Raw genomic sequence first — 21,242 nt, 5'->3', positions numbered from 1 at the left:
CCACATGAAACTAGGCTAAGTGCTGGTCGGGGCGAGAGGATTCGAACCTCCGGCCTACGGTACCCAAAACCGTCGCGCTACCAGGCTGCGCTACGCCCCGAACCACAGGCTGTCTAGCGGTTGAAGTCGCGGGGGAAAAGCGAAAACTGCGCCTGCCGCCAAACCGTGCGGGAAAGGAGCGCTAGCCGCAGGGCGCCAGCGCCGTGCCTTGCGGCAAAAGCGGATGCGACAGGATCATTCCGGGCACAAGGCCCAGCCGCGCCGCGTCGCCGCCCGGCAGCTCCAGCACCATCAGCCGCTCGGGCGCGGCATCACCCGGCGCCGCGCCGGGGATCGCGGTTTCATCCAAAGGCCGCGCCATGTCATGGACATGACGCACCTCGCCCCGCGCATCGATGAAGACCATATCCAGCGCAATCAGCGTGTTGCGCATCCAGAAGCTGACTGGCTGGGGGTGTTCATAGACGAACAGCATGCCCTGGCCCTGGGGCAGTTCCTGCCGGAACATCAGGCCGCGCGCCCGCTCGGCGGGATCATCGGCGATTTCGACGGCAATCTCGATTACCCGATCGCGCCCCTGAAAGATGGCGCGATCAGCAAGACATTTGGCCTCAGCAACCTGAGAGCCAGCGACAAGGACCCATGCCAGCGCAAGCGCCGGGGTCCGGCAGTTCATACCGCGCCCGCGACCAGCCGCAGTTTAGCGAGCGCGGCTGCCCCCCCCGGCTGCGCCATACGCGCCTCGGCGGCTGCCCTTTCCCATGAAAGTATCTGTGCCGCCATCATGCCACGGCGTCCGTCAACGACGCGCAGCGCGATGGCCTCACCCACGGCCAGATCGGAAAAGCCCGAATGCCGCAGAACCTCGATATGCAGGAACACATCCGCCTTTTGGGCAAAGACATTGGCAAAGCCAAAACCCTTGGCCTTGTCGAACCACTTCACCCGTGCCGGAAGCAGCGGCAAGAGTGCCACCTCTTCGGGCGTGGCCGAACAAAGATCGGCGATGGCCGGCATCGGCTCGCTGGCCGGCGGCTCGATCGAGAGCACCTCGACCGCTTGCATTCCTCGCGGCGTTCGCTGGACCATGGCAGATACATGTGAGCCTTCGGCAACCGAACTTTGACCGAAATTGCGCAACACGTTGGCGTGCAGCAGAATATCTGCTCCGCCCTCGGGATCGGTCAGGAAACCGAAGCCCTTGCTACCATCGAACCATTTCACGACGCCCGCGACCTTGCGCTGTTGCTCGTCGTCCTCTTGCATCTCTTTTCCGTCGTCCCGTCTGAGGCCAGAAACAAACCGCGCCCCCACGATCTGCCGCCTGAACTGAACAGGGCGGGTATCGAAGGGGTCAGGTTTTCCATACCATGGATAAATACATCACGCGCATCAAGGGCTAAGACGCGTCACAACCCACAAACTTTGCGTAACATCGGCAGATTTTTTCAACATTGCCCTGTTATCAGACAGATAGTCCTGTCTGGACCAGCGGAACCTGTCATGCAGACGGAAAGCACCATCCGCCCAGAATTCGATCTCGATCGGACGGATGCGATAGCCTCCCCAATGCGGCGGACGGCGCGGGTTCAACCCATGATTGATACCTTGCCGCGCAACCTCGGCCATTAGATAGGATCTGCTCTCGAGGGGCTGACTTTGGCGCGATGCCCAGGCGCCGATACGTGCCTGCAACGGCCGCGAATGATAATAGGCGTCGGCCTGCCCGGCCTCGACCCGCTCGACCAGTCCGCGCACGCGAATCTGTCGGCGCAGGGTTTTCCAGTGCATCACGAATGCGGCAACTCCGGTCGCCTCGATCTCGATACCCTTCGCACTTTCGTAATTCGTATAAAAGACAAAGGCGCCGTCGGTGCCGGCGCCCTCGATCTCTTTCAGCAGCACCATGCGACAATCGGGCAATCCGGCAGCATCGACGGTCGCCAGCGCAATGGCATTGGGGTCATTGGGTTCGGTCCGTCCGGCCTCGGCCAGCCAGTCCCGGGCGATGGCAAATGGATCGTCCCCGGCAAAGATTCCGCTGCGATCCGTCATAGCCAAACAATCACCGACACTTGATGCCTCCTTGCAGTTGTCCTAATCCTGCTGAAAACCGAAGAAGCGCAAGGGGCAGCAGCATGTCAAGTGACGGTGGTATGGGGCTGATGAAGGGCCGGCGCGGCCTTATCATGGGTCTGGCGAATGACAAATCCATTGCCTGGGGCATTGCCAAGGCGCTGGCGGATCAAGGGGCCGAGTTGGCCTTTTCCTATCAGGGCGACGCGCTCAAGAAGCGGGTCGAGCCGCTGGCGGCGCAGATCGGGTCGGATTTCCTGGCCGAATGCGATGTCGCGGACGAGGCCTCGATCGACGCGTTATTTCACACCATCGCCACGCGCTGGGACAGCATCGACTTCGTCGTCCACGCCATCGGGTTCTCGGACAAGGACCAGCTGCGCGGCCGCTATGCCGAGACGACGCGCGACAACTTCCTGATGACAATGGACATTTCCGTCTATTCCTTCACCGCCGTGGCGCGACGTGCGGCGGCGATGATGCCCCGTGGCGGCTCGATGCTGACGCTGACCTATTACGGGGCCGAGCGCGTGATGCCGCATTACAACGTCATGGGCGTGGCCAAGGCCGCGCTTGAGGCATCGGTGCGCTATCTGGCCGAGGATTTCGGCAAGGACGGCATCCGTGTCAACGCGATTTCCGCCGGCCCGATCAAGACGCTGGCCGCCAGCGGCATCGGCGATTTCCGCTATATCCTGAAATGGAACGAGCTGAATTCGCCGCTGCGCCGCAATGTCAGCCAGGAGGATGTCGGCAAATCGGCGCTGTACCTGCTGTCTGATCTGGGTTCGGGTGTGACGGGCGAGACCCATCACGTTGATTCGGGCTATCACATCGTCGGCATGAAGGCCGTCGATGCCCCCGATATCGCCACGACCAAAAAGGACTGATCACCCCCGATGAGCGTCGAGCAGGTCATTGCGCTTGTCTCGGCGCTGTCGCTGGCGATCCTGACCCCGGGGCCGTCGATCATCGCGACGGTCCAGACCGCCTTCGCCCATGGCCGCGAGCGCGCCCTGCCCTATGCGCTGGGTCTGGCCACCGGCGCCTCGCTTTGGTGCATCTTCGCGCTTGGCGGGCTGGCGGTGCTGTTCAAGCTGCACCCCTCGCTTTATGTCGGCTTCAAGATATTCGGCGGGTTTTACCTGCTGTGGTTCGCCCGGGCGCTGCGGAAGGCCTCGACCCAGCCGCTGCCCGAGGCCGCGACCGGCGCCAAGGGGTTTTGGGGCGGTATCGCGCTGAATCTCTCGAACCCCAAGCCGGCGCTGTTTTATGCCGCGCTGATCCTGTCGGTGTTCCCCGAGCCGATGGGCCCGGCCCGGCAGGGGCTGATCTATGCGATCTGCCTTGCGACCGAGCTGTTCTGGTATTCGACCGTCGCCGTTCTGATGTCGACAGCCACGATGCGCTCACGCTATTTTGCCGCAAAATTCTGGATCGACCGGGCGGCAGCGCTGGCCATGGCCGCGCTTGGCCTGCTCTTGATCGTCAAACACTGAAAGGACCGCTGCGATGAACGACCGTCTGCCTCATGAAAAGGGTTTCCATGTCAGCTGGGACCAGCTGCACCGCGACGCGCGGGCGCTGGCCTGGCGGCTGGACGGGACCGCATGGCGCGCGGTGCTGGCCGTCACCCGCGGCGGGCTGGTGCCGGCGATGATCGTCGCGCGCGAGCTGGACATCCGCACCATCGACACGATTTCGGTCAAGTCCTACAAGGGCGTCGGCTCTGATGCCGGACAGGGCCAGTTGCAGGTGCTGAAAAAGCCCGATGACGCGCTGATGGGCGATGGCGAGGGCATTCTGGTCATCGACGATCTGGTCGATTCCGGCCGCACGCTGGAGCTGATCCGCGAGATGTATCCCAAGGCGCATTTCGGCACCGTCTATGCCAAGCCCAAGGGCAAGCCGATGGTGCAGAGCTATGTGACCGAGGTTTCGCAGGATACGTGGATTTTCTTCCCCTGGGACATGGCGCTGCAATATGTGCAGCCCTATCGCGGCGAGGATTGAGGGCTAGCTCCGCGCGACAGCTGCGCGCGTTGCGCAAGTCTCGGACCTGTCTGGAAACACGAAAACCCCAACGAATGCTGGGGTTTTTTCTGCAGAGCCCGTACACCGCGCGTGCGCAGGCTGTACAGCGACCATCGGGTTTGGATCGGTTCAGCACCCGAAATCGCGGTTTAACTTGCGCGAGTCTTACGGCAGTTTCCGCAAAGGTCAGATCGGCCGGAATGCCCGCCCTATCCATTCCCCCTGACAAACCGCGCCGCCTCTTCGGCCGCGCGCTGCAAGGCCCGGCTTTTGTTCACGGTTTCCATGAACTCGGCCTCGGGATCGCTGTCATAGACGACACCGCCGCCGGCCTGGATATACAGCTTCTGGTCCTTGATCACGCCGGTGCGCAGCGCGATGCACATGTCCATCTCGCCATTGGCGGCGAAATAGCCGACGCCGCCGGCATAGACGCCGCGCTTTTCGGGCTCGAGCTCGTCGATGATCTCCATGGCGCGGACTTTTGGCGCGCCGGACACTGTCCCTGCGGGCATGCCGGCCAGCAGCGCCGACAGCGCGTCCTCGCCCTCGCGCAGCTCACCCACCACGTTCGAGACGATATGCATGACATGGCTGTAGCGCTCGACGATGAATTTCTCGGTCGGGGTTACCGTGCCCATCTTGGCCACCCGGCCGACATCGTTGCGGCCAAGATCCAGCAGCATCAGATGCTCGGCCAGTTCCTTCTGGTCGGCCAGCAGGTCGGCCTCAAGCGCGTTATCCTCGTCAGGTGTCGCGCCGCGCGGGCGGGTGCCGGCGATCGGGCGCACCGTCACCTCGCCGCCGCGCAGGCGCACGAGGATCTCGGGCGAGGCGCCGACGATCTGGAAACCACCGAAATTCAGGAAGAACATGAAGGGCGAGGGGTTGGTGCGCCGCAGGCTGCGATAAAGCGCAAAGGGCGGCAGCGGGAAATCCATCGCCCAACGCTGGCTCGGCACGACCTGAAAGATGTCGCCGGCGCGGATGTAATCCTTGGCCTTTTCGACGGCGGCCAGATAGCCCTCTTTGGTGAAGTTGCTGCGCAGTTCGCCGACCTTGAGGTCATGGCCAAGGGCGCGCGGCTCGCTGGGCTGGCGGTCAAGCGAGCGCAGCGCCTCCATCAGCCGCTCGGCGGCTTGCGCGTAAGCCGCGCGGGCCGGCAGGCCGTCCTGATGCCAGACCGGGGCGCATAGCGCGACCTCGCCCTTGACGCCGTCCAGCACCGCCACGACCGAGGGGCGCAGCAGCACCGCGTCCGGCAGGCCAAGCGCGTCGGGGTTGATGTCGGGCAGCCGCTCGACCAGCCGGATCATGTCGTAACCCAGATAGCCGAACAGCCCGGCGGCACCGGCCGGAACGCCCTCGGGCATGTCGATGCGGGATTCGCCGATCAGGGCGCGCAGGCTGTCCAGCGCCGGGCGGTCCTCGGCGGTGAAATCTTCGCTATAGCGGGCATTGCGGTTGATCCGCGCCTTGCCGTCGCGGCATTCCCAGATCAGGTCCGGCTTCATGCCGACAAAGGAATAGCGGCCGCGGACCTCGCCGCCGGTCACGCTTTCCAGCATGAAGGAATTCGGCGCCGCCTCGGCCAGCTTCAGCATCAGGCTGACCGGCGTGTCCAGATCGGCGGCCAGCCGGATGGTCAGAAGCTGGTTGCGGCCCGCCGCCCAGCCCGCCTCAAAGGCGGAAAATTCAGGAGAGATGTCCATCACTGCGCTTGTGCATTGACCGCATCGACTGCGGTCTGGTTCACGGTCACGCCCGCCTGCGCCTGCAGCGCACGGGTGAAGTAATCAAAGACGTCCTGACGCATCGCATCGCTCAGCCGGGCCTCGATGCCATCGCGGACCTGCCTGGCTTCGTCGTCATCGGTGGCGGCCGGGTGAATGGCATCCAGCGTCACCAGAAACACCCGGTTGTCGGCATCGACGATCTCGGTCACGCCGGGTTCGGCGATCTCGAAGGCCTGCGTCACCAGATCCTGCGGCACGCCGTTGATGAAGCCACCCCGCGTCAACGCGGTCGCGACATGGGCCGGTTCGGGCACGGGAGCCACGGGCACCGCCTCAGGGGCGGCGGGCTCCAGCGCGCCAGCGGCCATGGCGACCGGGTCGGTCGCCGCCGACGGGACGGCCTCGATGGCCGGCGCGGCGGCTGCCTCGGCAGCGACATGGCGCTCCTCGGCCAGGGCCAGCAGCTGGCGATGGGTTTCGTTCTGCAGCCAGTCCTCGGCCACGCGGTCGCGAACCTCGGCAAAGGGGATCAGCGCCGGCGGCTCGATCTTGTCCAGACGCAGCGCGAAGACGCCGCCATCCTCAAGCGTGATCAGCTCGGGGAAGTCCCGTTCGCTGACCTGCGCGGCGTGTTCGCGGAATTCGGGATAGGCGGCGATGCTTTCCGGCTCGGCCTCAAGCCTCGCGCTCCAGTCGATCTGGCCAAGCTGCATCGGGCTTTCCTTGGCCATGTCCTCCAGCGTGGCACCGCCGGCGAGCAGGTCCGAGAACTCGCCCGACTGGTCCTCGATCTGGCGGCGGGCGCGGTCCACGGCCGCCTCGACCCGCAGGTCGTCGCGCGCCTGTTCAAAGGGCACGTTGAGCGGTTCCAGAATCGCATTCATCGAGAACAGCGCCGGCCCCAGCTCCGAGGGCGCGGGTCCGGCGACGCCGGGCTGGTCCAGCGCAAAGACCGCCTCACCCGCCGCGCCCAGATCGGCCTGGGTGACCTCGCCCAGATCGATATCGGTCAGCGCCAGCCCGCGTTCGCCGGCCAGCTGTTCAAAGGTCAGCTCGCCCTTGTCCAGACGGGCCTTGGCCTCGTCAGCGGATTGCTGCGTCGGAAAGACCAGCCGCTCGACCATGCGCCGTTCGGGCTGGACGAATTCGTCGATGCGGTCCTGATAAAGGTCGCGCAGCGCCTGTTCGTCCACCTCGACCTTGTCTTCCAGCATTTCCGGCACCAGCCAGACATAGCTGATCTTGCGGATCTCGGGCGCGGTGAAGCGGTCGGCATTGGCCTGATGCCAGGCCTCAAGCGTCGCCTGATCGGGCAGCGCCACGGGCGCGGGCAGCTCTTCGGCGGTCAGCTCGCTCCAGCGGATGTCGCGGGTCTCCAGCAGCCAGCCTTGCGTCAGCGCGGTCACCGGCGCGGGTGCGGTCACACCGGCCAGCGTCGCGCGCTGCAGGATCAGCCGCGCCTCGTCCATGCGCAGGTCGTGTTCGAACTCGGCCTCGCTCAGACCCTCGCGGCGCAAAGTGTCGGCATAGACGGCGCGGTCGAACTTGCCGTCCAGACCGCGAAAGGCCGGGGCGGCGGAGATCTGGTCCAGCACCGCCTTGTCGCCCACGGAAACGCCAAGGCGCTGCGCCTCGGATTCCAGCGAGGCGGCGGTATAAAGCCGCGCCAAGGCCGCCTGATCGACGCCGATGGCCTTGGCCTCGGCCGCGCTCAGCTGACGCCCGGTCCGGGCCGAGAATTCCTGCATTTCGGCGCGCAGCGTGCGGGCATAGTCATTGGCCGAGATCTCGACCTCGCCGACCGTACCGATATCGGCCGTCCCGCCCGAGAAATTGGTCACGCCAAAGCCGCCCAATCCCAGGATCAGCATCCCCATCAGCAACCACACGATGGTCGATTTGCCCTTGCCGCGCATCTTGGTGCCGCCCCGCTGTTCAGTCTGTCATCGGCGAAGTGTTTAGGGTGCCGGGGCGACGGCGGCAAGTGCCGCGCATTCCGGCCCCTGCCCCCCACCCCTCACATTCCGGTTGAAGCCGGGGCAAGGCGGCGCTTTCCCCTCAGGGGCGAAACGCCGCCAGCCGCTGCATCATGGTCGCGATGCCGGCCTGATCGGCATTGGCGAAAGCGATGCGGACATGGCGCGCGCCCTCGGGATCGCCTTCGGGCATGAACATGGTGCCGGGCAGCAAAAGCAGCCCCGCCTTGTGGACCAGCTCCCGCGCGAGTTCGGGCGAGGCCATGTCATAGGGATGTTCGACCCAGGCGAAATAGGCGCCGCAGCCCTTGACCCGCCAGCCCGGCAGCGCCGCCATGCCCTCGGCCATGGCGGTGCGGCGGGCGAGGATCTCGGCGCGTTCGCCGGCCAGCCAGTCGCCCATATTGGCCATGCCCCAAGCTGCGCCGATCTGGCCGATCTGGGCGGCGCAGATGGCGACGGTGTCCAGAAACTTCTCGACCTCGACCATGCGGGCGGGGCTGGCGATCAGCGCGCCGACGCGATGCCCGGTCAGCCGGTAGGCTTTCGAGAAGCTGTAAAGATGGATCAGCGTGCCGCCCCAGTCGGGATCGGCAAACAGATCATGCGGCGCGCCCTCGCGGCTGTCGAAATCGCGATAGGTCTCGTCGACGATCAAGGCGATGCCGCGCGACCGCGCCAGATCGTAGAAGGCACGCAGGGTCTCGGCCGGATATTCCGCACCCGAGGGGTTGTTGGGGCTGACCAGCACGATGGCGCGGGTACGGTCGGTGATCAGCCCGGCCGCCGCCTCGGCATCGGGGACCATGCCCTGCCCGCAATGCAGCCCGACGGTGCGGATGCCCTGCATGTCGAGCCACATCTTGTGATTGAAATACCACGGCAGCGGCAGGATGATCTCATCCCCCGGCCCGGCCAGCGTCTGGATCGCGGCGCAGAATGCCTGATTGCAGCCCTGGGTGATCGCGACCTCATCGGGGCGGATGGGGCCGCCATAGGCGCGGCTCCAGTCGCGGGCGACAGCCTCGCGCAGTTCAGAGCGGCCCAGCACCGGGCCATAGAAATGCGCGTCGGGCTGGTTCAGCGCCGCCTCGGCCATGGCGCGGCGCAAGGGCTCGGGCGGCGGATCGACGGGCGCGGCCTGGCTGATATTGATCAGCGGACGTTCGGGCGGAAAGCTGACCCCTTCCAGCCAGCGCCGCGCCTCCATCACGGGCGGCCGAGAGGTCGAGGCAAGCGCGGGGTTCAGCGGCAAGGACATGGCCGAGCTCCTATTCGGTCAGGCGCAGGGCGCCGAAATCGGGGGGCAGCGAAAGATCAGGGGCCACGCGCGGCGCAGCGGGATCCGAGGGCGCCGGGGCGGCGACCGGCTGCGCAACCGGGATCGGCGCCGGTTGGGGCGCGACGGCCAGTTCGGGTTCGGCGGGCGTTTCGACTGGCGCTTCGGGGGCCGGTTCCGGCGCGGGTTCCGGGGCCGCCGCGACCGAAGTCACCGGGGCCACCGGGGCCACCGGGGTACTGTCGGGCAAAAGGACCGGGCCGCCGGGGGCACGGTCAAGACCCGGCACCACCACCTTTCCGGGCGGCGGCACGGGAATCGGTGCCTCGCCCGCCAGCTCCGGCAGGTCGATCGGATCGTTTTCCGGGGCGGCCAGCGCCGGGGCGGCGGGGGCCTCGCCGCGCGCCTCGGGACGCAGGCGGTCCGGCTCGGCGGTGGCGGGGGCAGGCTCGTCAGCGGGCAGCGCGACGGTGGGGGCCGCCGCCACGCGCGGCGCCTCGGCCAGGGGGGCCGGGACCTGTGGCCGCATGTCGGTGCTGCGGGCGAACTCCGATCCGGCCGGAACCAGCAGCGAGTCGGTCGCCGGCCCCGGTGCCACGGCGTCGGGTTCAGCCGGAGCGGCTTCGGGCGCGGCGGCCAGCGCGGTTTCGGACGGGGTTTCGGGCGCGGCTTCGGGGGCCTTAGCTTCAGCAGCTGTGGTTTCGGGCGGCAGTTCGGGCGCGGCCGTTTCGGCCGGCACCGGCTCGGCCGGGGGGGAAACAGCCGCGCTTTCCGGCACCGCCCCGGGCAGGGCTGCGACCTGATCGGGGCGCGGCGGCTGCGGCAGCGCCAAAGACAATGCCACCAGCGCCGCGCCACAAACCACGGTGCCCTGGATCAACCCTGCCGCGAATCCCTTTGCCATGCCTCGCCCTGTCCTGCCGATTCTCCAACGCGTCCGCGCCTGTTTTTCTTGCCTGCCGGGCTTGACCCACTGCCGGGCTTTAGCACATCTATAGCCCCAGATTTTCCGGGGTTCACCCCCCAATGCAAGGCACCACCATGATCCTGCTCATCGACAATTACGACAGCTTTACCTGGAACCTCGTTCATTACATGGGCGAGGCCGGGGCCGAAGTCGTCGTGCGCCGCAATGACGTGCTGTCGGTGGACGAGGCGCTGGCCATGCAGGCGCAGGGCATCGTCATCTCGCCCGGGCCTTGCGATCCGGCGCATGCGGGCATCATCGTGCCGCTGATCCGGGCGGCGGCGGAACGCCAGATCCCGCTGTTCGGCGTCTGTCTGGGCCATCAGGCCATCGGCGAGGCGTTTGGCGGCAAGGTCGTGCGCGCCAGTCGCATCGTCCATGGCAAGACCGATGCGGTCAGCCATGACGGCACCGGGGTCTTTGCCGGCCTGCCCTCGCCCCTGACGGCGACGCGCTACCATTCGCTGACGGTCGAGCCAGAGAGCCTGCCCGACTGCCTGCGCGTCACCGCCACCACGGCGGATGGCACCATCATGGGGCTGGTTCACAAGACCCTGCCGATCGAGGGCGTGCAGTTCCATCCCGAATCCATCGCCTCGGAACATGGCCACGACATGATCCGCAACTTCCTGCGCCGCTGCACCAATCTGGACCGCGCGGCATGAGCGGCGCGACCGATATCCGCCCGCTGATCGGCATTGCCGCCACCCGTCCCCTGACCGGGGCCGAGGCCGAGGCGGCATTCGGCGCGCTGTTCGAGGGCGCCGCCACCCCCGCCCAGATCGGCGGGCTGCTGATGGCCTTACGCGTGCGCGGTGAAACCGTTGACGAGATCGCCGCCGCCACCCGCGCCATGCGCGCCCGCATGAACCGCATCAAGGCCCCTGCGGACGCCATGGACATCGTCGGCACCGGCGGCGACGGCAAGGGCACGCTGAACATCTCGACCGCCACGGCTTTCGTGGTCGCGGGCGCGGGCGTGCCGGTGGCCAAGCATGGCAACCGCAACCTGTCGTCCAAATCAGGCTCGGCCGACGCGCTGACCCATCTGGGCCTGAACGTGATGGCGACGCCGGAACTTGCCGAGCAGGCGCTGGCCCGGACCGGCATCTGCTTCATGATGGCGCCCATGCACCACCCCGCCATGCGCCATGTCGGGCCGGCGCGGGCAGAGCTGGGCACGCGCACGGTCTTCAACCTCTTGGGGCCGATGACAAATCCGGGCGGCGTGCGCCGCCAATTGACCGGCACCTTCGACCGCATCTGGAACCGCCCCATGGCGGAAACCCTGCGCGAGCTGGGGTCGGAATCGGTCTGGATCGTCCATGGCAGCGACGGCACCGACGAGATTTCGATTGCCGGCCCGACCTGGGTTGCCGCGCTGAAGGATGGCGAGATCACCGAATTCGAGATTTCGCCCGAGGATGCCGGCCTGCCCCTGCATTCCTTTGACGCGATCCTTGGCGGCGATCCGGCCCAGAACGCCGCCGCGCTGCGCGCGCTGCTGGCGGGCGAAACCGGCGCCTATCGCGATGCGGTGCTGCTGAACTCGGCCGCCGCGCTGCTGATCGCCGGCAAGGCCGCCAATCTGGCCGAGGGCGCCGAGATCGCCGCCGAGGCTATCGACAGCGGTGCCGCGCAGGCGAAACTGGACGCGCTGGCCGCGCAAGTCGGCGCGCCCGAGGCATGAGCCTGCCTCAGGCTTGGGCAGATCTGGCCTTTTTCCGCGATGACTGGCCGGCCATCGCCGCCCGGCTGCGGGATCAGGACTGGCTGCCCGGCCCCGAGCGGGTCTTTGCCGCGCTGGCCCTGACGCCGCCCGAGGCCGCGCGCGTGGTCATTCTGGGACAAGACCCCTATCCGACGCCGGGACATGCGAACGGGCTGGCCTTTTCGGTCACGCTGGAAACGCCGCTGCCGCGTTCGCTGAAAAACATCTATGCCGAGATGCGGGACGATCTGGGCACCGCCCCCGCGAATGGCGACCTCGGCCATTGGGCGCGGCAAGGGGTGCTGCTGCTGAACACCTCGCTTTCGGTGCTGCCGGGTCAGGCGGGGGTGCATGCGAAATGGGGCTGGGACCGGCTGGCGCGGCAGGCCGTCGCCCGCGCGCAGGCCGCGCGCCCCCTGGCCTTCATCCTGTGGGGGGCGCATGCGCAAAAGGCGCTGGCGGGCCTGCCGCGCCCGCAGGATCTGGTGATCGAGACCGCCCATCCCTCGCCCCTGTCGGCACGGCGGGGGTTCTTTGGCTCGCGCCCCTTCAGCCGGGTGAATGACTGGCTGCGCGCCCGTGGCGATATGCCCATAGACTGGGCTCTTTCCGAAAGCGCCGCCGCGCGCTAAACCCGCGTCATGGATATTCTTGACCGCATCAAAGCCTACAAGCTTGAAGAAATCGCCGCCGCCAAGGCTGCCCGTCCGCTTGCGGGCGTCGAGGCCGAGGCCCGCGCCGCCAGCCCCGTGCGCGGCTTTGCCAAGGCGCTTGCCGCCAAGGCCGGGACCGGCCACGCCCTGATCGCCGAGATCAAGAAGGCCAGCCCCTCGAAAGGGCTGATCCGCGCCGATTTCGCCCCGCCAACGCTGGCCCGCGCCTATCAGGCGGGCGGCGCGGCCTGCCTGTCGGTGCTGACCGATGCGCCCAGCTTTCAAGGCGCGCCGGAATTCCTGACCGCCGCGCGCGACGCCTGCGACCTGCCCGCGCTGCGCAAGGATTTCCTTTACGACACCTATCAGGTGGCCGAGGCCCGCGCCTGGGGCGCCGATTGCATCCTGATCATCATGGCCTCGGTCGACGACACGCTTGCCGCCGAGCTTGAGGACGCGGCCCTGCACTGGGGCATGGATGCGCTGATCGAGGTCCATGACCGCGAGGAACTGGACCGCGCGCTGCGGCTGAAATCGCCGCTGATCGGGGTAAACAATCGCAATCTCAAGACCTTCGAGGTCAGTCTTGAAGTCACGCTTGAACTGGCGCCCCATACCCCCAAGGACCGCGATCTGGTCTGCGAAAGCGGCCTCTTCACGCCCGACGACCTGAACCGCATGGGCGATGCCGGCATCCGCCGCTTTCTGATCGGCGAAAGCCTGATGCGGCAGGCCGACGTCACCCGCGCCACCCGCGAGATCCTGGGCCTGCCGGCATGAGCGAGCTGACGCATTTCGACGCGCAGGGTCAGGCGCATATGGTCGATGTCTCGGCCAAGCCCGAGACCACGCGCGAGGCCGTGGCCGAGGGGCTGGTCGTGATGTCCCCCGAAACGCTGGCGCTGGCGCAGGGTGGCGCGGCCAAGGGCGATGTCATGGGCGTGGCCCGGCTGGCCGGGATCATGGGCGCGAAACGCACCTCGGACCTGATCCCGCTTTGCCACCCGCTGCCCATCGCCAAGGTCTCGGTCGATCTGGCCGTCGACCCCGCCCTGCCCGGTATCCGCGTCACCGCCACCGTCCGGACCACCGGCCGCACCGGCGTCGAGATGGAGGCACTGACCGCCGTTTCGACCGCCTGCCTGACCGTCTATGACATGCTCAAGGCGGCGCAAAAGGACATGCGGATCGAGGGCATCCGTCTGTTGGTCAAGACCGGCGGCAAATCCGGCGAATTCCGTGCCGCGCCCTGAAGGGGGACCTGATGATCACTGTCGACGACGCCCGCGCCCTTGTCCTTGGCCTCGCGCGCTCGCCCGGGACCGAGGATATCCCGCTATACGATGCGCTTGGCCGCGCGCTGGCCAGCCCGGTCGTGGCGCAGCTGACCCAGCCGCCCTTTGACGCCTCGGCCATGGACGGCTATGCGCTGCGCTCGGCCGATCTGCCGGGGCCGCTGCGGGTCGTCGGCACCGCCGCCGCAGGCCAGCCCTATACGGGCGCGACGCCCCCGGGCAGCACCATCCGCATCTTTACCGGCGCCCCGGTCCCCGCCGATTACGACCGCGTCGTCATGCAGGAAATCGTCAGCCGTGACGGCGACACGATCACCGTCACCAATGCCGGCGAAAACCGCCATATCCGCCGTCAGGGCAATGATTTCCGGAAAGGCTGCGGCTTTCTGCCCGACCGGCCGCTGCGCCCCTCGGATCTTGGGCTGATCGCTGCGATGAACCTGCCGCGCGTCACGGTGCTGCGCCGCCCGCGCGTCGCCGTACTGGCCGGCGGCGACGAGCTGATCCGCCCCGGTGCCGAGCCCGCGCCGGGCCAGATCATCAACTCGAACGACCTTGCCATCGCGGCCATGGCACGCGCGGCCGGCGCCGATCCCTTCATCCTGCCCCTGGCCCGCGACACCGAGGAATCGCTGCGCGACCGCTTTGCCGAGGCTGAGGGCGCCGACCTGATCGTGACCATAGGTGGCGCCTCGGTCGGCGATCACGATCTGATCGGCAAGGTTGCCGAGGGGCTGGGCATGCAACGTGCCTTCTACAAGCTGGCGATGCGCCCCGGAAAGCCGTTGATGGCCGGGCGGCTGGGCCGCGCGGCCATGCTTGGTCTGCCGGGAAACCCTGTATCAGCAATTGTTTGCGCGAAGCTTTTCATGCAACCTCTGATCCGCGCCATGCTGGGCCTGCCGCCCGGCCCGGATCTGGCGCAGGCCGTGCTGACCCGCGACCTGCCCCCCGAAGGCGACCGTCAGCACAATCACCGCGCCAAGCTGCGCCCCGGCACCGGTCTGCCCGAAATCAACCCCTTCACTGACCAGGACAGTGCCCGGCTGTGGCTGTTGGCCGAGGCCGATGCACTGTTGGTCCGGCCCGCCCATGACCCGGCCCGCAAGGCCGGCGAACAGGTCACGTTCCTGGCGCTTTAACGGCTTCTTTACCCGAATCGTCATAAAGATTGACGCAAAGGGTTGAGTCCGCTAGAACATTCAAGGAACATGATGGCACTCGCAGCAGAGCAGGGATCAACGATGCTGACCAAAAAGCAAATCCAGCTGCTTGAATTCATTCAGGCGCGCATGGCCCGCGACGGGGTGCCGCCCTCGTTCGACGAAATGAAGCTGGCACTGGATCTGCGCTCGAAATCGGGAATTCATCGCCTCGTGACCGCCCTTGAAGAACGCGGATTCATCCGCCGCCTGCCGCATCGCGCCCGCGCGCTGGAAATCGTCCGCCTGCCTGACAGCCTCAGCAAGGGCACCGGTTTTCAGCCGCGGGTGATCGAGGGCAGCGCCCCCGAACGCCCCGCCCCGCTGCCGCGCGGTGCGCTGGAAATCTCGGTCTCGGCGGTGGAACTGCCGGTCATGGGCCGCATCGCCGCTGGCGTCCCGATCGAAGCGATCTCCGAGGTGTCGCATCACATCGCCGTTCCCGGCTCGATGCTGGCCGGTCAGGACCGCCATTACGCGCTTGAGGTCAAAGGCGATTCCATGATCGAGGCGGGGATCAACGATGGCGATGTCGTGGTCATCCGCGAACAGTCGACCGCCGATAACGGCGACATCATCGTGGCCCTTGTCGAAGGGCACGAAGCGACCTTGAAGCGCTATCGCCGCAAGGGCGGCATGATCGCGCTTGAGGCGGCAAACCCCGCCTATGAGACCCGCGTCCTGCCCGAGGACAAGGTCCGCGTGCAGGGCCGTCTGGTCGGGCTGATCCGCAGCTATTGATGGCGCGTGCTGCCCGGGCGTCGTGCCTGCACGATGCGACGCGGCGGCACAACCACAGCCCTTCACTTGCACGACACTTGCACCCAAGCGGCGTTGCGGGCCGGCAGCCGCTGGGTTAACCATGTGTCAAACGCGACAGGTCAAGGATTATCCATGCGCGCTCTGACGTTCCGCATCTTCGCTCTGGTCATGCTCGCCGCGCTGCCGGCGCGGGCTTTCGACACCAATGCGCGCGCCGCCTGGGTCTATGACGTGGCGACCGGCACCGTGCTGATGGAAAAGAACGCCGACGAGCCCTTGCCGCCGGCCTCGATGTCGAAGCTGATGACGGTCTATATGCTCTTCGAGGCCCTGAAAGAGGGGCGTCTGCAACTGGACACCCGCCTGCCCGTCTCGACCAAGGCGCGGCAGATGCAGGGCTCGACCATGTTCCTGAACGAACAGGACCGCCCCACCGTCGAGGAGCTGATCAAGGGCATCATCGTGCTGTCAGGAAATGACGCCTGCGTCGTCGTCGCCGAGGGGCTCGCCGGCACCGAAGAGGCCTTTGCCCGCCAGATGACCGAACGCGGCAAGGCGCTGGGGCTGACCAATTCGACCTTTGCCAATGCCTCGGGCTGGCCTGATCCGCGCCACCGCATGTCGGTGCATGATCTGGGCGTGCTGGCCCAGCATCTGGTTCAGGATTTCCCCGAATATTACAAGAACTTCGCCATCGAGGAATGGCGTTTCGACAATCGCGCGCCCGCGAACCGCCACAACCGCAACCCGCTTCTGGGACTGGGGATCGGGGCGGATGGCCTCAAGACCGGCCATACGCAAGAGGCGGGCTACGGGCTGGTCGGATCGGCCATTCAGGGTGATCGCCGGGTAATCTTCGTGATCTCGGGCCTGCCAAGCGACAAGGCCCGCGCCGAAGAGTCCGAGCGCATCGTCAGCTGGGCCTATCGCCAGTTCACCATGCGCACCATCGTCCCCAAGGGTGAAATCGTCGCTGAAGCCCCGGTCTGGCTGGGTAAGAAAGGCAAGATCGGCCTGACCACCGAAGATGGCGTCAAGGTTCTGATTCCGGCCGGCGCGCAATCGGGCATCACCGCCGAGGCGGTGTTCAAGGGCCCGATCGAGGCCCCGATCACCGCCGGTGACAAGCTGGGCGATCTGCTCGTGGACATCCCCGGCGCCGGCCAGTCGCGCCTGCCGCTTTACGCCTCGGTGGACGTGCCGCGCGCGGGCGTCATCGGCCGGCTGCAAAGCGCGGCCTTCCGGCTGGGCGAACGTGCCTATCAGTCGGTCATGAACTAGCCCCGGCCCATGTTCATCAGTTTCGAGGGTATCGACGGTTCCGGAAAATCCACGCAGGCGCGGCGTCTCGCCGGCGCCTTGGCAGAGCGCGGAACCGAAACCGTCCTGACCCGCGAGCCCGGCGGCAGCCCCGGCGCCGAGGAAATCCGCCGCCTTCTGGTCGAGGGCGGCAGCGAACGCTGGTCCCCGGAAACAGAACTTCTGCTGTTCACCGCCGCCCGCCGCGACCATCTGGAACGGCTGATCCGCCCGGCCCTGGCCCGGGGCGCTTGGGTGGTGACCGACCGTTTCGCCGATTCGACCCGCGTCTATCAGGGCGCCGCCCGGGCCGAACAGCGCGCCCTGGTCGATGACCTGCACCGGCTGATGATCGGCATCGAGCCCGACCTGACCTTCATCATCGACATCGACCCCGAAATCTCGCTGAGCCGCGGTCAGGCGCGCGGCGGCAATGAGGACCGCTTCGAGGGCATGGGCCTGGACTTTCAGCGCCGGCTGCGCGACGGCTTTCACGCACTGGCCGCTGAAAACTCCGACCGCATCCGGCTGATCGACGGCTCAGGCGATGAGGATGAGGTCGCCGCCCGCGTCCTTGCCGCGCTGCCATGAGCGACGAGACCCTTCCCGAACCCGACCGGGTTCCCGGTGCCCCGCATCCGCGTGAGGCTCTGCGGGTTGTGGGTCAGGACACCGCGGTGGCCGATTTCGTCAGCGCCGCCCGCGCGCATCGGCTGCATCACGGCTGGCTGATCAGCGGCCCACGCGGCACCGGCAAGGCGACGCTGGCATGGTCCATCGCCAAATGGCTGCTTTCGGACGGGACCAGCGACGATCTGCGCACCGATCCCGACGCCCCGGTGATCCGCCGCATCCGTGCTTTATCGGAACCGCGCCTGCATCTGGTGCGCCGCCCCGTCGACGAAAAGACCCAGCGCCTGCGCGCCGAAATCACCGTCGATGAAATCCGCCGGCTGCAAAGCTTTTTCCATCTAAGCGCCGCCGAGGGCGGGCGCCGCGTTGCCATCATCGATGCGGCGGACGAGATGAACCAGGCCTCGGCCAATGCGTTGCTAAAGCTGCTGGAGGAGCCGCCGCATGACGCGACGATCCTGCTGGTCGCGCATCAGCCAGCGCGGCTTTTGCCGACCATCCGCTCGCGTTGCCGCGAACTGCGCCTGCACCCGCTGACCCCGCTGGACATGGGCCATGTGCTGGCCGATCTGGGCGTCGATCATGACGCGGCGCAGCTTGCCGCCCTGTCCGGCGGCTCGGTTGGCGAGGCGCTGCGTCTGGCCGGACAAGACGGGCTGGCGCTTTATGCGCGCATCATCCAGCTGTTCGCCGAATATCCGCGCATGGACCGCCGCACCGCCGCCACCTTAGCCGAAATGGCGGCGGGGCGCGCCGGCGCCGATGGCGATCCCTTCGATCTGATGATCACGCTTCTGGACCGTTTTCTGACCCGGGCCGCGCGCACCGGGCTGATGGGCGCCCCCCTGCCCGAGGCCGCCGAGGGCGAGGCCGGGGTGCTGACCCGGCTATCCCCCGACCCGTCGGCGGCCCGGATCTGGGCCAATGCGCAGGCCGAGCTGTCGGCACGGGCGCGCAGCGGGCGGGCGGTCAATCTTGACGCCTCGGCGCTGGTATTGGATATGCTGATCGGGCTGGCCAACCAGCCCGCGACCTGACGGGAACACGCATGTCCGAACATCCCCCTCTGAACCTGGTGGACAGCCATTGCCACCTGGATTTTCCTGATTTCGATGGAGAGCAGGCCGATCTGGTCGCGCGGGCGCGGGCGGCGGGCGTCACCCGCATGGTCACCATCTGCACCCGCATGGGCAATGAGCCGCGCGTCCGCGCCATCGCCGAAACCTTCCCCGAGGTCTATTACGCCGCCGGCATCCACCCGATGTATGCCGCCGAAGAGCCGCCGGTCACCGTCGCGCAACTGGTCGCGCTGGCCGCGCATCCGAAATTCGTCGGCATCGGCGAAACCGGGCTCGACTATCACTATACTGCCGACAGCGCCGCCATTCAGGCCGAAAGCCTGCGCATCCATATCGAGGCCGCGCGCCAGACCGGCCTGCCGCTGATCGTGCATTCCCGCGATGCCGATGCCGACATGGCCCGCATCCTGACCGAGGAACATCGCGCCGGCCGCTTCGACTGCGTCATGCATTGCTATACCAGCGGCCCGGATCTGGCCCGCGCGGCGCTGGATCTGGGGTTTTACCTGTCCATGTCGGGGATCGCGGCCTTTCCCCGCTCGACCGAGATCCGCGAGATTTTCGCCGCCGCCCCCCGCGACCGCATCCTGATCGAGACCGACGCCCCCTATCTGGCCCCCCCGCCCCATCGCGGCAAGCGCAACGAGCCGGCCTATGTCGCCCATACCGCCCGTGCGGGCGCCGAGGCGCTGGGGATGGCGGCGGCCGAGTTCGCCGCCCTGACCACCGCCAATTTCGACCGGCTGTTTTCCAAGGCCGCCGCATGATCCGGGCGACGATCCTGGGCTGCGGATCGTCGGGGGGCGTGCCGCGTCTGGGGGATCGCTGGGGCGAATGCGACCCGCTGAACCCGAAGAACCGCCGCCGCCGCTGCTCGCTTCTGGTCGAACGGATCGGCCATGACGGCACCACGCGCGTGCTGATCGACACCGGCCCCGACATGGTGCCGCAGCTTCTGGATGCGGGCGTGGGTGAACTCGACGCGGTCGTCTATACCCATCCGCATGCCGACCATATCCACGGCATCGACGACCTGCGCCAGATCGTCTTCAACATCCGCGCCATGATCCCGGTCTGGGCCGATGCCCCCACGACCGAGGCCTTGATGGCGCGCTTTGGCTATATCTTCCAGACGCCGCCCGGCTCGTATTATCCGCCGATCTGCGACCTGCACCCAATCCGTGGCCCGTTCGAGATCACGGGCGCCGGCGGCCCCATCGACTTCGCCCCCTTCGAGGTCGATCACGGCGGCACGCCCGCGCTGGGATTCCGCATCGGCGGGCGCGAGGAAAGCCTGGTCTATCTGCCCGATGTCCTGACCATCCCCGAGGATGCCTGGCCGCTGATCGAGGGCTGCGATGTCTTCATCTGCGACGCGCTGCGCCGCACGCCGCATCCCAGCCACGCGCATCTGGCACTGACGCTGGACTGGATGGCGCGCGCGCAATGCAAGCGTGGTATCCTGACCAACATGCATATCGATCTGGATTACGACACGGTCATGGCCGAAACGCCCGACCATATCGTCCCCGCCCATGACGGATTGAGGATCGAGCTGATATGAGCGCGCTTTTCGATGTCATCCTGCCGGTCTTTCTGGTCGTCGGCTTTGGCTATGTCATCTGCTGGCGCGGCATGCTCTCTGAGGTCGCGGTCGATGGCATCATGCGTTTCGCGCAGAACTTTGCCGTCCCGGTCCTGCTGTTTCAGGCCATCGCCAAGCTGGATCTGGGGGCGAATTTCGACCCGTTCCTGCTTTTGGCCTTTTACATCGGGGCGTTCCTGTCCTTTGGCGTCGGCATGGGCGCCGCGCGCCTGTGGCTGAAGCGCCCGCTTGAGGACTCCATCGCCATTGGCTTTGTCTGCCTGTTCTCGAACTCGCTGCTGCTGGGCATTCCGATCACCGAGCGCGCCTATGGCCCCGACGCGCTTGAGGGCAATTTCACCATCATCGCCATCCATTCGCCGCTGCTTTACACCTTCGGGATCACGGTCATGGAATTCGCCCGTGCACGCGGGCAGAACCTTTCGGTGGGCCGGGTGGCGCTGCGGGCGCTGTCGGGCGTGCTGCACACACCGCTGGTCATCGGCATCCTGTGCGGGCTGGTGATGAACCTGCTGACGCAGGCCGGGCTGGTCATGCCCGAGGGTTTCTGGGGCGCGGTCAAGATGCTGGCCAGCGCCGCCCTGCCCGCCGCGCTGTTCGCCCTTGGGGGCGTGCTTTACCGTTACCGCCCCGAGGGCGAGATGCGGGCGATTGCGCTGTGCTGCGTGGCGTCCCTGCTGCTGCATCCGGGCGTGACCTTTGGCCTTGGCAAGCTTTTTGATCTCAGCGTGGCCGAGATGCGTTCCTCGGTCGTCACGGCCAGCATGGCGCCGGGGGTGAACGCCTATCTTTTCGCCTCGCTTTACGGGGTGGCGAAACGGGTGGCGGCCTCGGCGGTGCTGGTCGCGACGGCGCTGTCGGTGCTGACGATCTGGTTCTGGCTGAGCGTGTTGCCCTGAACGGAAAACGCCGCCCCAAAGGGGCGGCGTTGGCT

The 21,242-nt window shown here is 67.0% G+C and carries 23 protein-coding genes and 1 tRNA gene; 16 read left to right on the top strand and 8 right to left on the bottom strand.

What is annotated here, in order from left to right:
- Positions 1-23: 23 nt before the first annotated feature.
- The 4 genes from DFP89_RS08885 to pdxH all read right to left on the bottom strand — a co-directional run bounded on the left by DFP89_RS08885 (position 24) and on the right by pdxH (position 2,055).
- A tRNA-Pro gene (locus DFP89_RS08885) sits at positions 24-100 on the bottom strand.
- Between the two features lie 81 nt (positions 101-181).
- Positions 182-676, bottom strand: coding sequence for a DUF192 domain-containing protein (locus DFP89_RS08880; RefSeq protein WP_114349027.1), 495 nt, complete (start codon positions 674-676; stop codon positions 182-184).
- Entirely contained in the window at positions 673-1,266 is a 594-nt protein-coding gene (locus DFP89_RS08875) for a cold-shock protein (RefSeq protein WP_114349026.1), read from the bottom strand. The genes DFP89_RS08880 and DFP89_RS08875 overlap by 4 nt, the downstream gene beginning before the upstream one ends.
- 126 nt (positions 1,267-1,392) lie before the next feature.
- The gene (pdxH, locus tag DFP89_RS08870; RefSeq protein WP_114349025.1) at positions 1,393-2,055 is read right to left on the bottom strand and encodes a pyridoxamine 5'-phosphate oxidase; all 663 of its coding nucleotides are present in this window, start codon (positions 2,053-2,055) and stop codon (positions 1,393-1,395) included.
- An 83-nt stretch (positions 2,056-2,138) separates the two neighbouring features.
- Here pdxH and fabI point away from each other — a divergent pair, with 83 nt between their 5' ends.
- Genes fabI through gpt form a run of 3 tightly spaced genes read left to right on the top strand, consistent with a single transcriptional unit; the run spans position 2,139 to position 4,089 of the window.
- Positions 2,139-2,966 (top strand): enoyl-ACP reductase FabI, encoded by an 828-nt coding sequence (gene fabI / locus DFP89_RS08865; RefSeq protein ID WP_114349024.1) that lies wholly within the window; start codon positions 2,139-2,141, stop codon positions 2,964-2,966.
- Between the two features lie 9 nt (positions 2,967-2,975).
- Positions 2,976-3,575, top strand: coding sequence for a LysE family translocator (locus DFP89_RS08860; protein WP_114349023.1), 600 nt, complete (start codon positions 2,976-2,978; stop codon positions 3,573-3,575).
- Between the two features lie 13 nt (positions 3,576-3,588).
- On the top strand, positions 3,589-4,089 hold the full coding sequence (gpt, locus tag DFP89_RS08855; protein ID WP_114349022.1) for a xanthine phosphoribosyltransferase: 501 nt from the start codon (positions 3,589-3,591) through the stop codon (positions 4,087-4,089).
- Between the two features lie 230 nt (positions 4,090-4,319).
- On the opposite strand, the gene trpE is transcribed toward gpt, so the two are convergent.
- The 4 genes from trpE to DFP89_RS08835 form a co-directional block, all read right to left on the bottom strand.
- Positions 4,320-5,822 (bottom strand): anthranilate synthase component I, encoded by a 1,503-nt coding sequence (gene trpE, locus DFP89_RS08850; RefSeq protein ID WP_114349021.1) that lies wholly within the window; start codon positions 5,820-5,822, stop codon positions 4,320-4,322.
- The gene (locus DFP89_RS08845) at positions 5,822-7,762 is read right to left on the bottom strand and encodes a SurA N-terminal domain-containing protein (RefSeq protein ID WP_114349020.1); all 1,941 of its coding nucleotides are present in this window, start codon (positions 7,760-7,762) and stop codon (positions 5,822-5,824) included. The genes trpE and DFP89_RS08845 overlap by 1 nt, the downstream gene beginning before the upstream one ends.
- A 142-nt stretch (positions 7,763-7,904) precedes the next feature.
- On the bottom strand, positions 7,905-9,083 hold the full coding sequence (locus DFP89_RS08840; RefSeq protein ID WP_114349019.1) for an aminotransferase: 1,179 nt from the start codon (positions 9,081-9,083) through the stop codon (positions 7,905-7,907).
- Between the two features lie 10 nt (positions 9,084-9,093).
- Complete coding sequence (locus DFP89_RS08835) at positions 9,094-10,005, bottom strand: hypothetical protein (protein ID WP_181870290.1); 912 nt, start codon at positions 10,003-10,005, stop codon at positions 9,094-9,096.
- Positions 10,006-10,142: 137 nt separating this feature from the next.
- On the opposite strand from DFP89_RS08835, the gene DFP89_RS08830 reads away from it, so the two are divergent.
- The 13 genes from DFP89_RS08830 (at position 10,143) to DFP89_RS08770 (ending at position 21,207) form a co-directional block, all read left to right on the top strand.
- The gene (locus DFP89_RS08830) at positions 10,143-10,733 is read left to right on the top strand and encodes an anthranilate synthase component II (RefSeq protein WP_114349018.1); all 591 of its coding nucleotides are present in this window, start codon (positions 10,143-10,145) and stop codon (positions 10,731-10,733) included.
- Positions 10,730-11,758, top strand: coding sequence for an anthranilate phosphoribosyltransferase (gene trpD / locus DFP89_RS08825; RefSeq protein WP_114349017.1), 1,029 nt, complete (start codon positions 10,730-10,732; stop codon positions 11,756-11,758). Before DFP89_RS08830 ends, trpD begins: the two co-directional genes overlap by 4 nt.
- Positions 11,755-12,411: a uracil-DNA glycosylase gene (locus DFP89_RS08820; protein WP_114349016.1), complete on the top strand. Its 657-nt coding sequence runs from the start codon at positions 11,755-11,757 to the stop codon at positions 12,409-12,411. The genes trpD and DFP89_RS08820 overlap by 4 nt, the downstream gene beginning before the upstream one ends.
- A 9-nt stretch (positions 12,412-12,420) precedes the next feature.
- Positions 12,421-13,212, top strand: a complete 792-nt coding sequence (gene trpC / locus DFP89_RS08815) for an indole-3-glycerol phosphate synthase TrpC (RefSeq protein ID WP_114349015.1) — start codon at positions 12,421-12,423, stop codon at positions 13,210-13,212.
- Positions 13,209-13,685, top strand: coding sequence for a cyclic pyranopterin monophosphate synthase MoaC (gene moaC / locus DFP89_RS08810; protein ID WP_114349014.1), 477 nt, complete (start codon positions 13,209-13,211; stop codon positions 13,683-13,685). Before trpC ends, moaC begins: the two co-directional genes overlap by 4 nt.
- Before the next feature lie 11 nt (positions 13,686-13,696).
- Positions 13,697-14,869, top strand: a complete 1,173-nt coding sequence (locus tag DFP89_RS08805; RefSeq protein ID WP_114349013.1) for a molybdopterin molybdotransferase MoeA — start codon at positions 13,697-13,699, stop codon at positions 14,867-14,869.
- 102 nt (positions 14,870-14,971) lie between these two features.
- On the top strand, positions 14,972-15,670 hold the full coding sequence (gene lexA, locus DFP89_RS08800; RefSeq protein WP_114349012.1) for a transcriptional repressor LexA: 699 nt from the start codon (positions 14,972-14,974) through the stop codon (positions 15,668-15,670).
- A 153-nt stretch (positions 15,671-15,823) separates the two neighbouring features.
- Positions 15,824-16,972, top strand: coding sequence for a D-alanyl-D-alanine carboxypeptidase family protein (locus DFP89_RS08795; protein ID WP_114349011.1), 1,149 nt, complete (start codon positions 15,824-15,826; stop codon positions 16,970-16,972).
- Between the two features lie 9 nt (positions 16,973-16,981).
- On the top strand, positions 16,982-17,581 hold the full coding sequence (gene tmk / locus DFP89_RS08790; protein WP_114349010.1) for a dTMP kinase: 600 nt from the start codon (positions 16,982-16,984) through the stop codon (positions 17,579-17,581).
- Positions 17,578-18,660, top strand: coding sequence for a DNA polymerase III subunit delta' (locus DFP89_RS08785; RefSeq protein WP_114349009.1), 1,083 nt, complete (start codon positions 17,578-17,580; stop codon positions 18,658-18,660). The genes tmk and DFP89_RS08785 overlap by 4 nt, the downstream gene beginning before the upstream one ends.
- 11 nt (positions 18,661-18,671) lie before the next feature.
- Positions 18,672-19,469: a TatD family hydrolase gene (locus DFP89_RS08780; RefSeq protein ID WP_114349008.1), complete on the top strand. Its 798-nt coding sequence runs from the start codon at positions 18,672-18,674 to the stop codon at positions 19,467-19,469.
- Entirely contained in the window at positions 19,466-20,266 is an 801-nt protein-coding gene (locus DFP89_RS08775; RefSeq protein ID WP_114349007.1) for an MBL fold metallo-hydrolase, read from the top strand. The genes DFP89_RS08780 and DFP89_RS08775 overlap by 4 nt, the downstream gene beginning before the upstream one ends.
- The gene (locus DFP89_RS08770; protein WP_114349006.1) at positions 20,263-21,207 is read left to right on the top strand and encodes an AEC family transporter; all 945 of its coding nucleotides are present in this window, start codon (positions 20,263-20,265) and stop codon (positions 21,205-21,207) included. The genes DFP89_RS08775 and DFP89_RS08770 overlap by 4 nt, the downstream gene beginning before the upstream one ends.
- The last annotated feature ends 35 nt before the right edge of the window (positions 21,208-21,242 follow it).

Source organism: Paracoccus lutimaris, from assembly GCF_003337565.1.
GTDB lineage: Bacteria > Pseudomonadota > Alphaproteobacteria > Rhodobacterales > Rhodobacteraceae > Paracoccus > Paracoccus lutimaris.
Note: the sequence above shows the minus strand (reverse complement) of the source record. Positions and strands in the feature narration are given on the sequence as shown.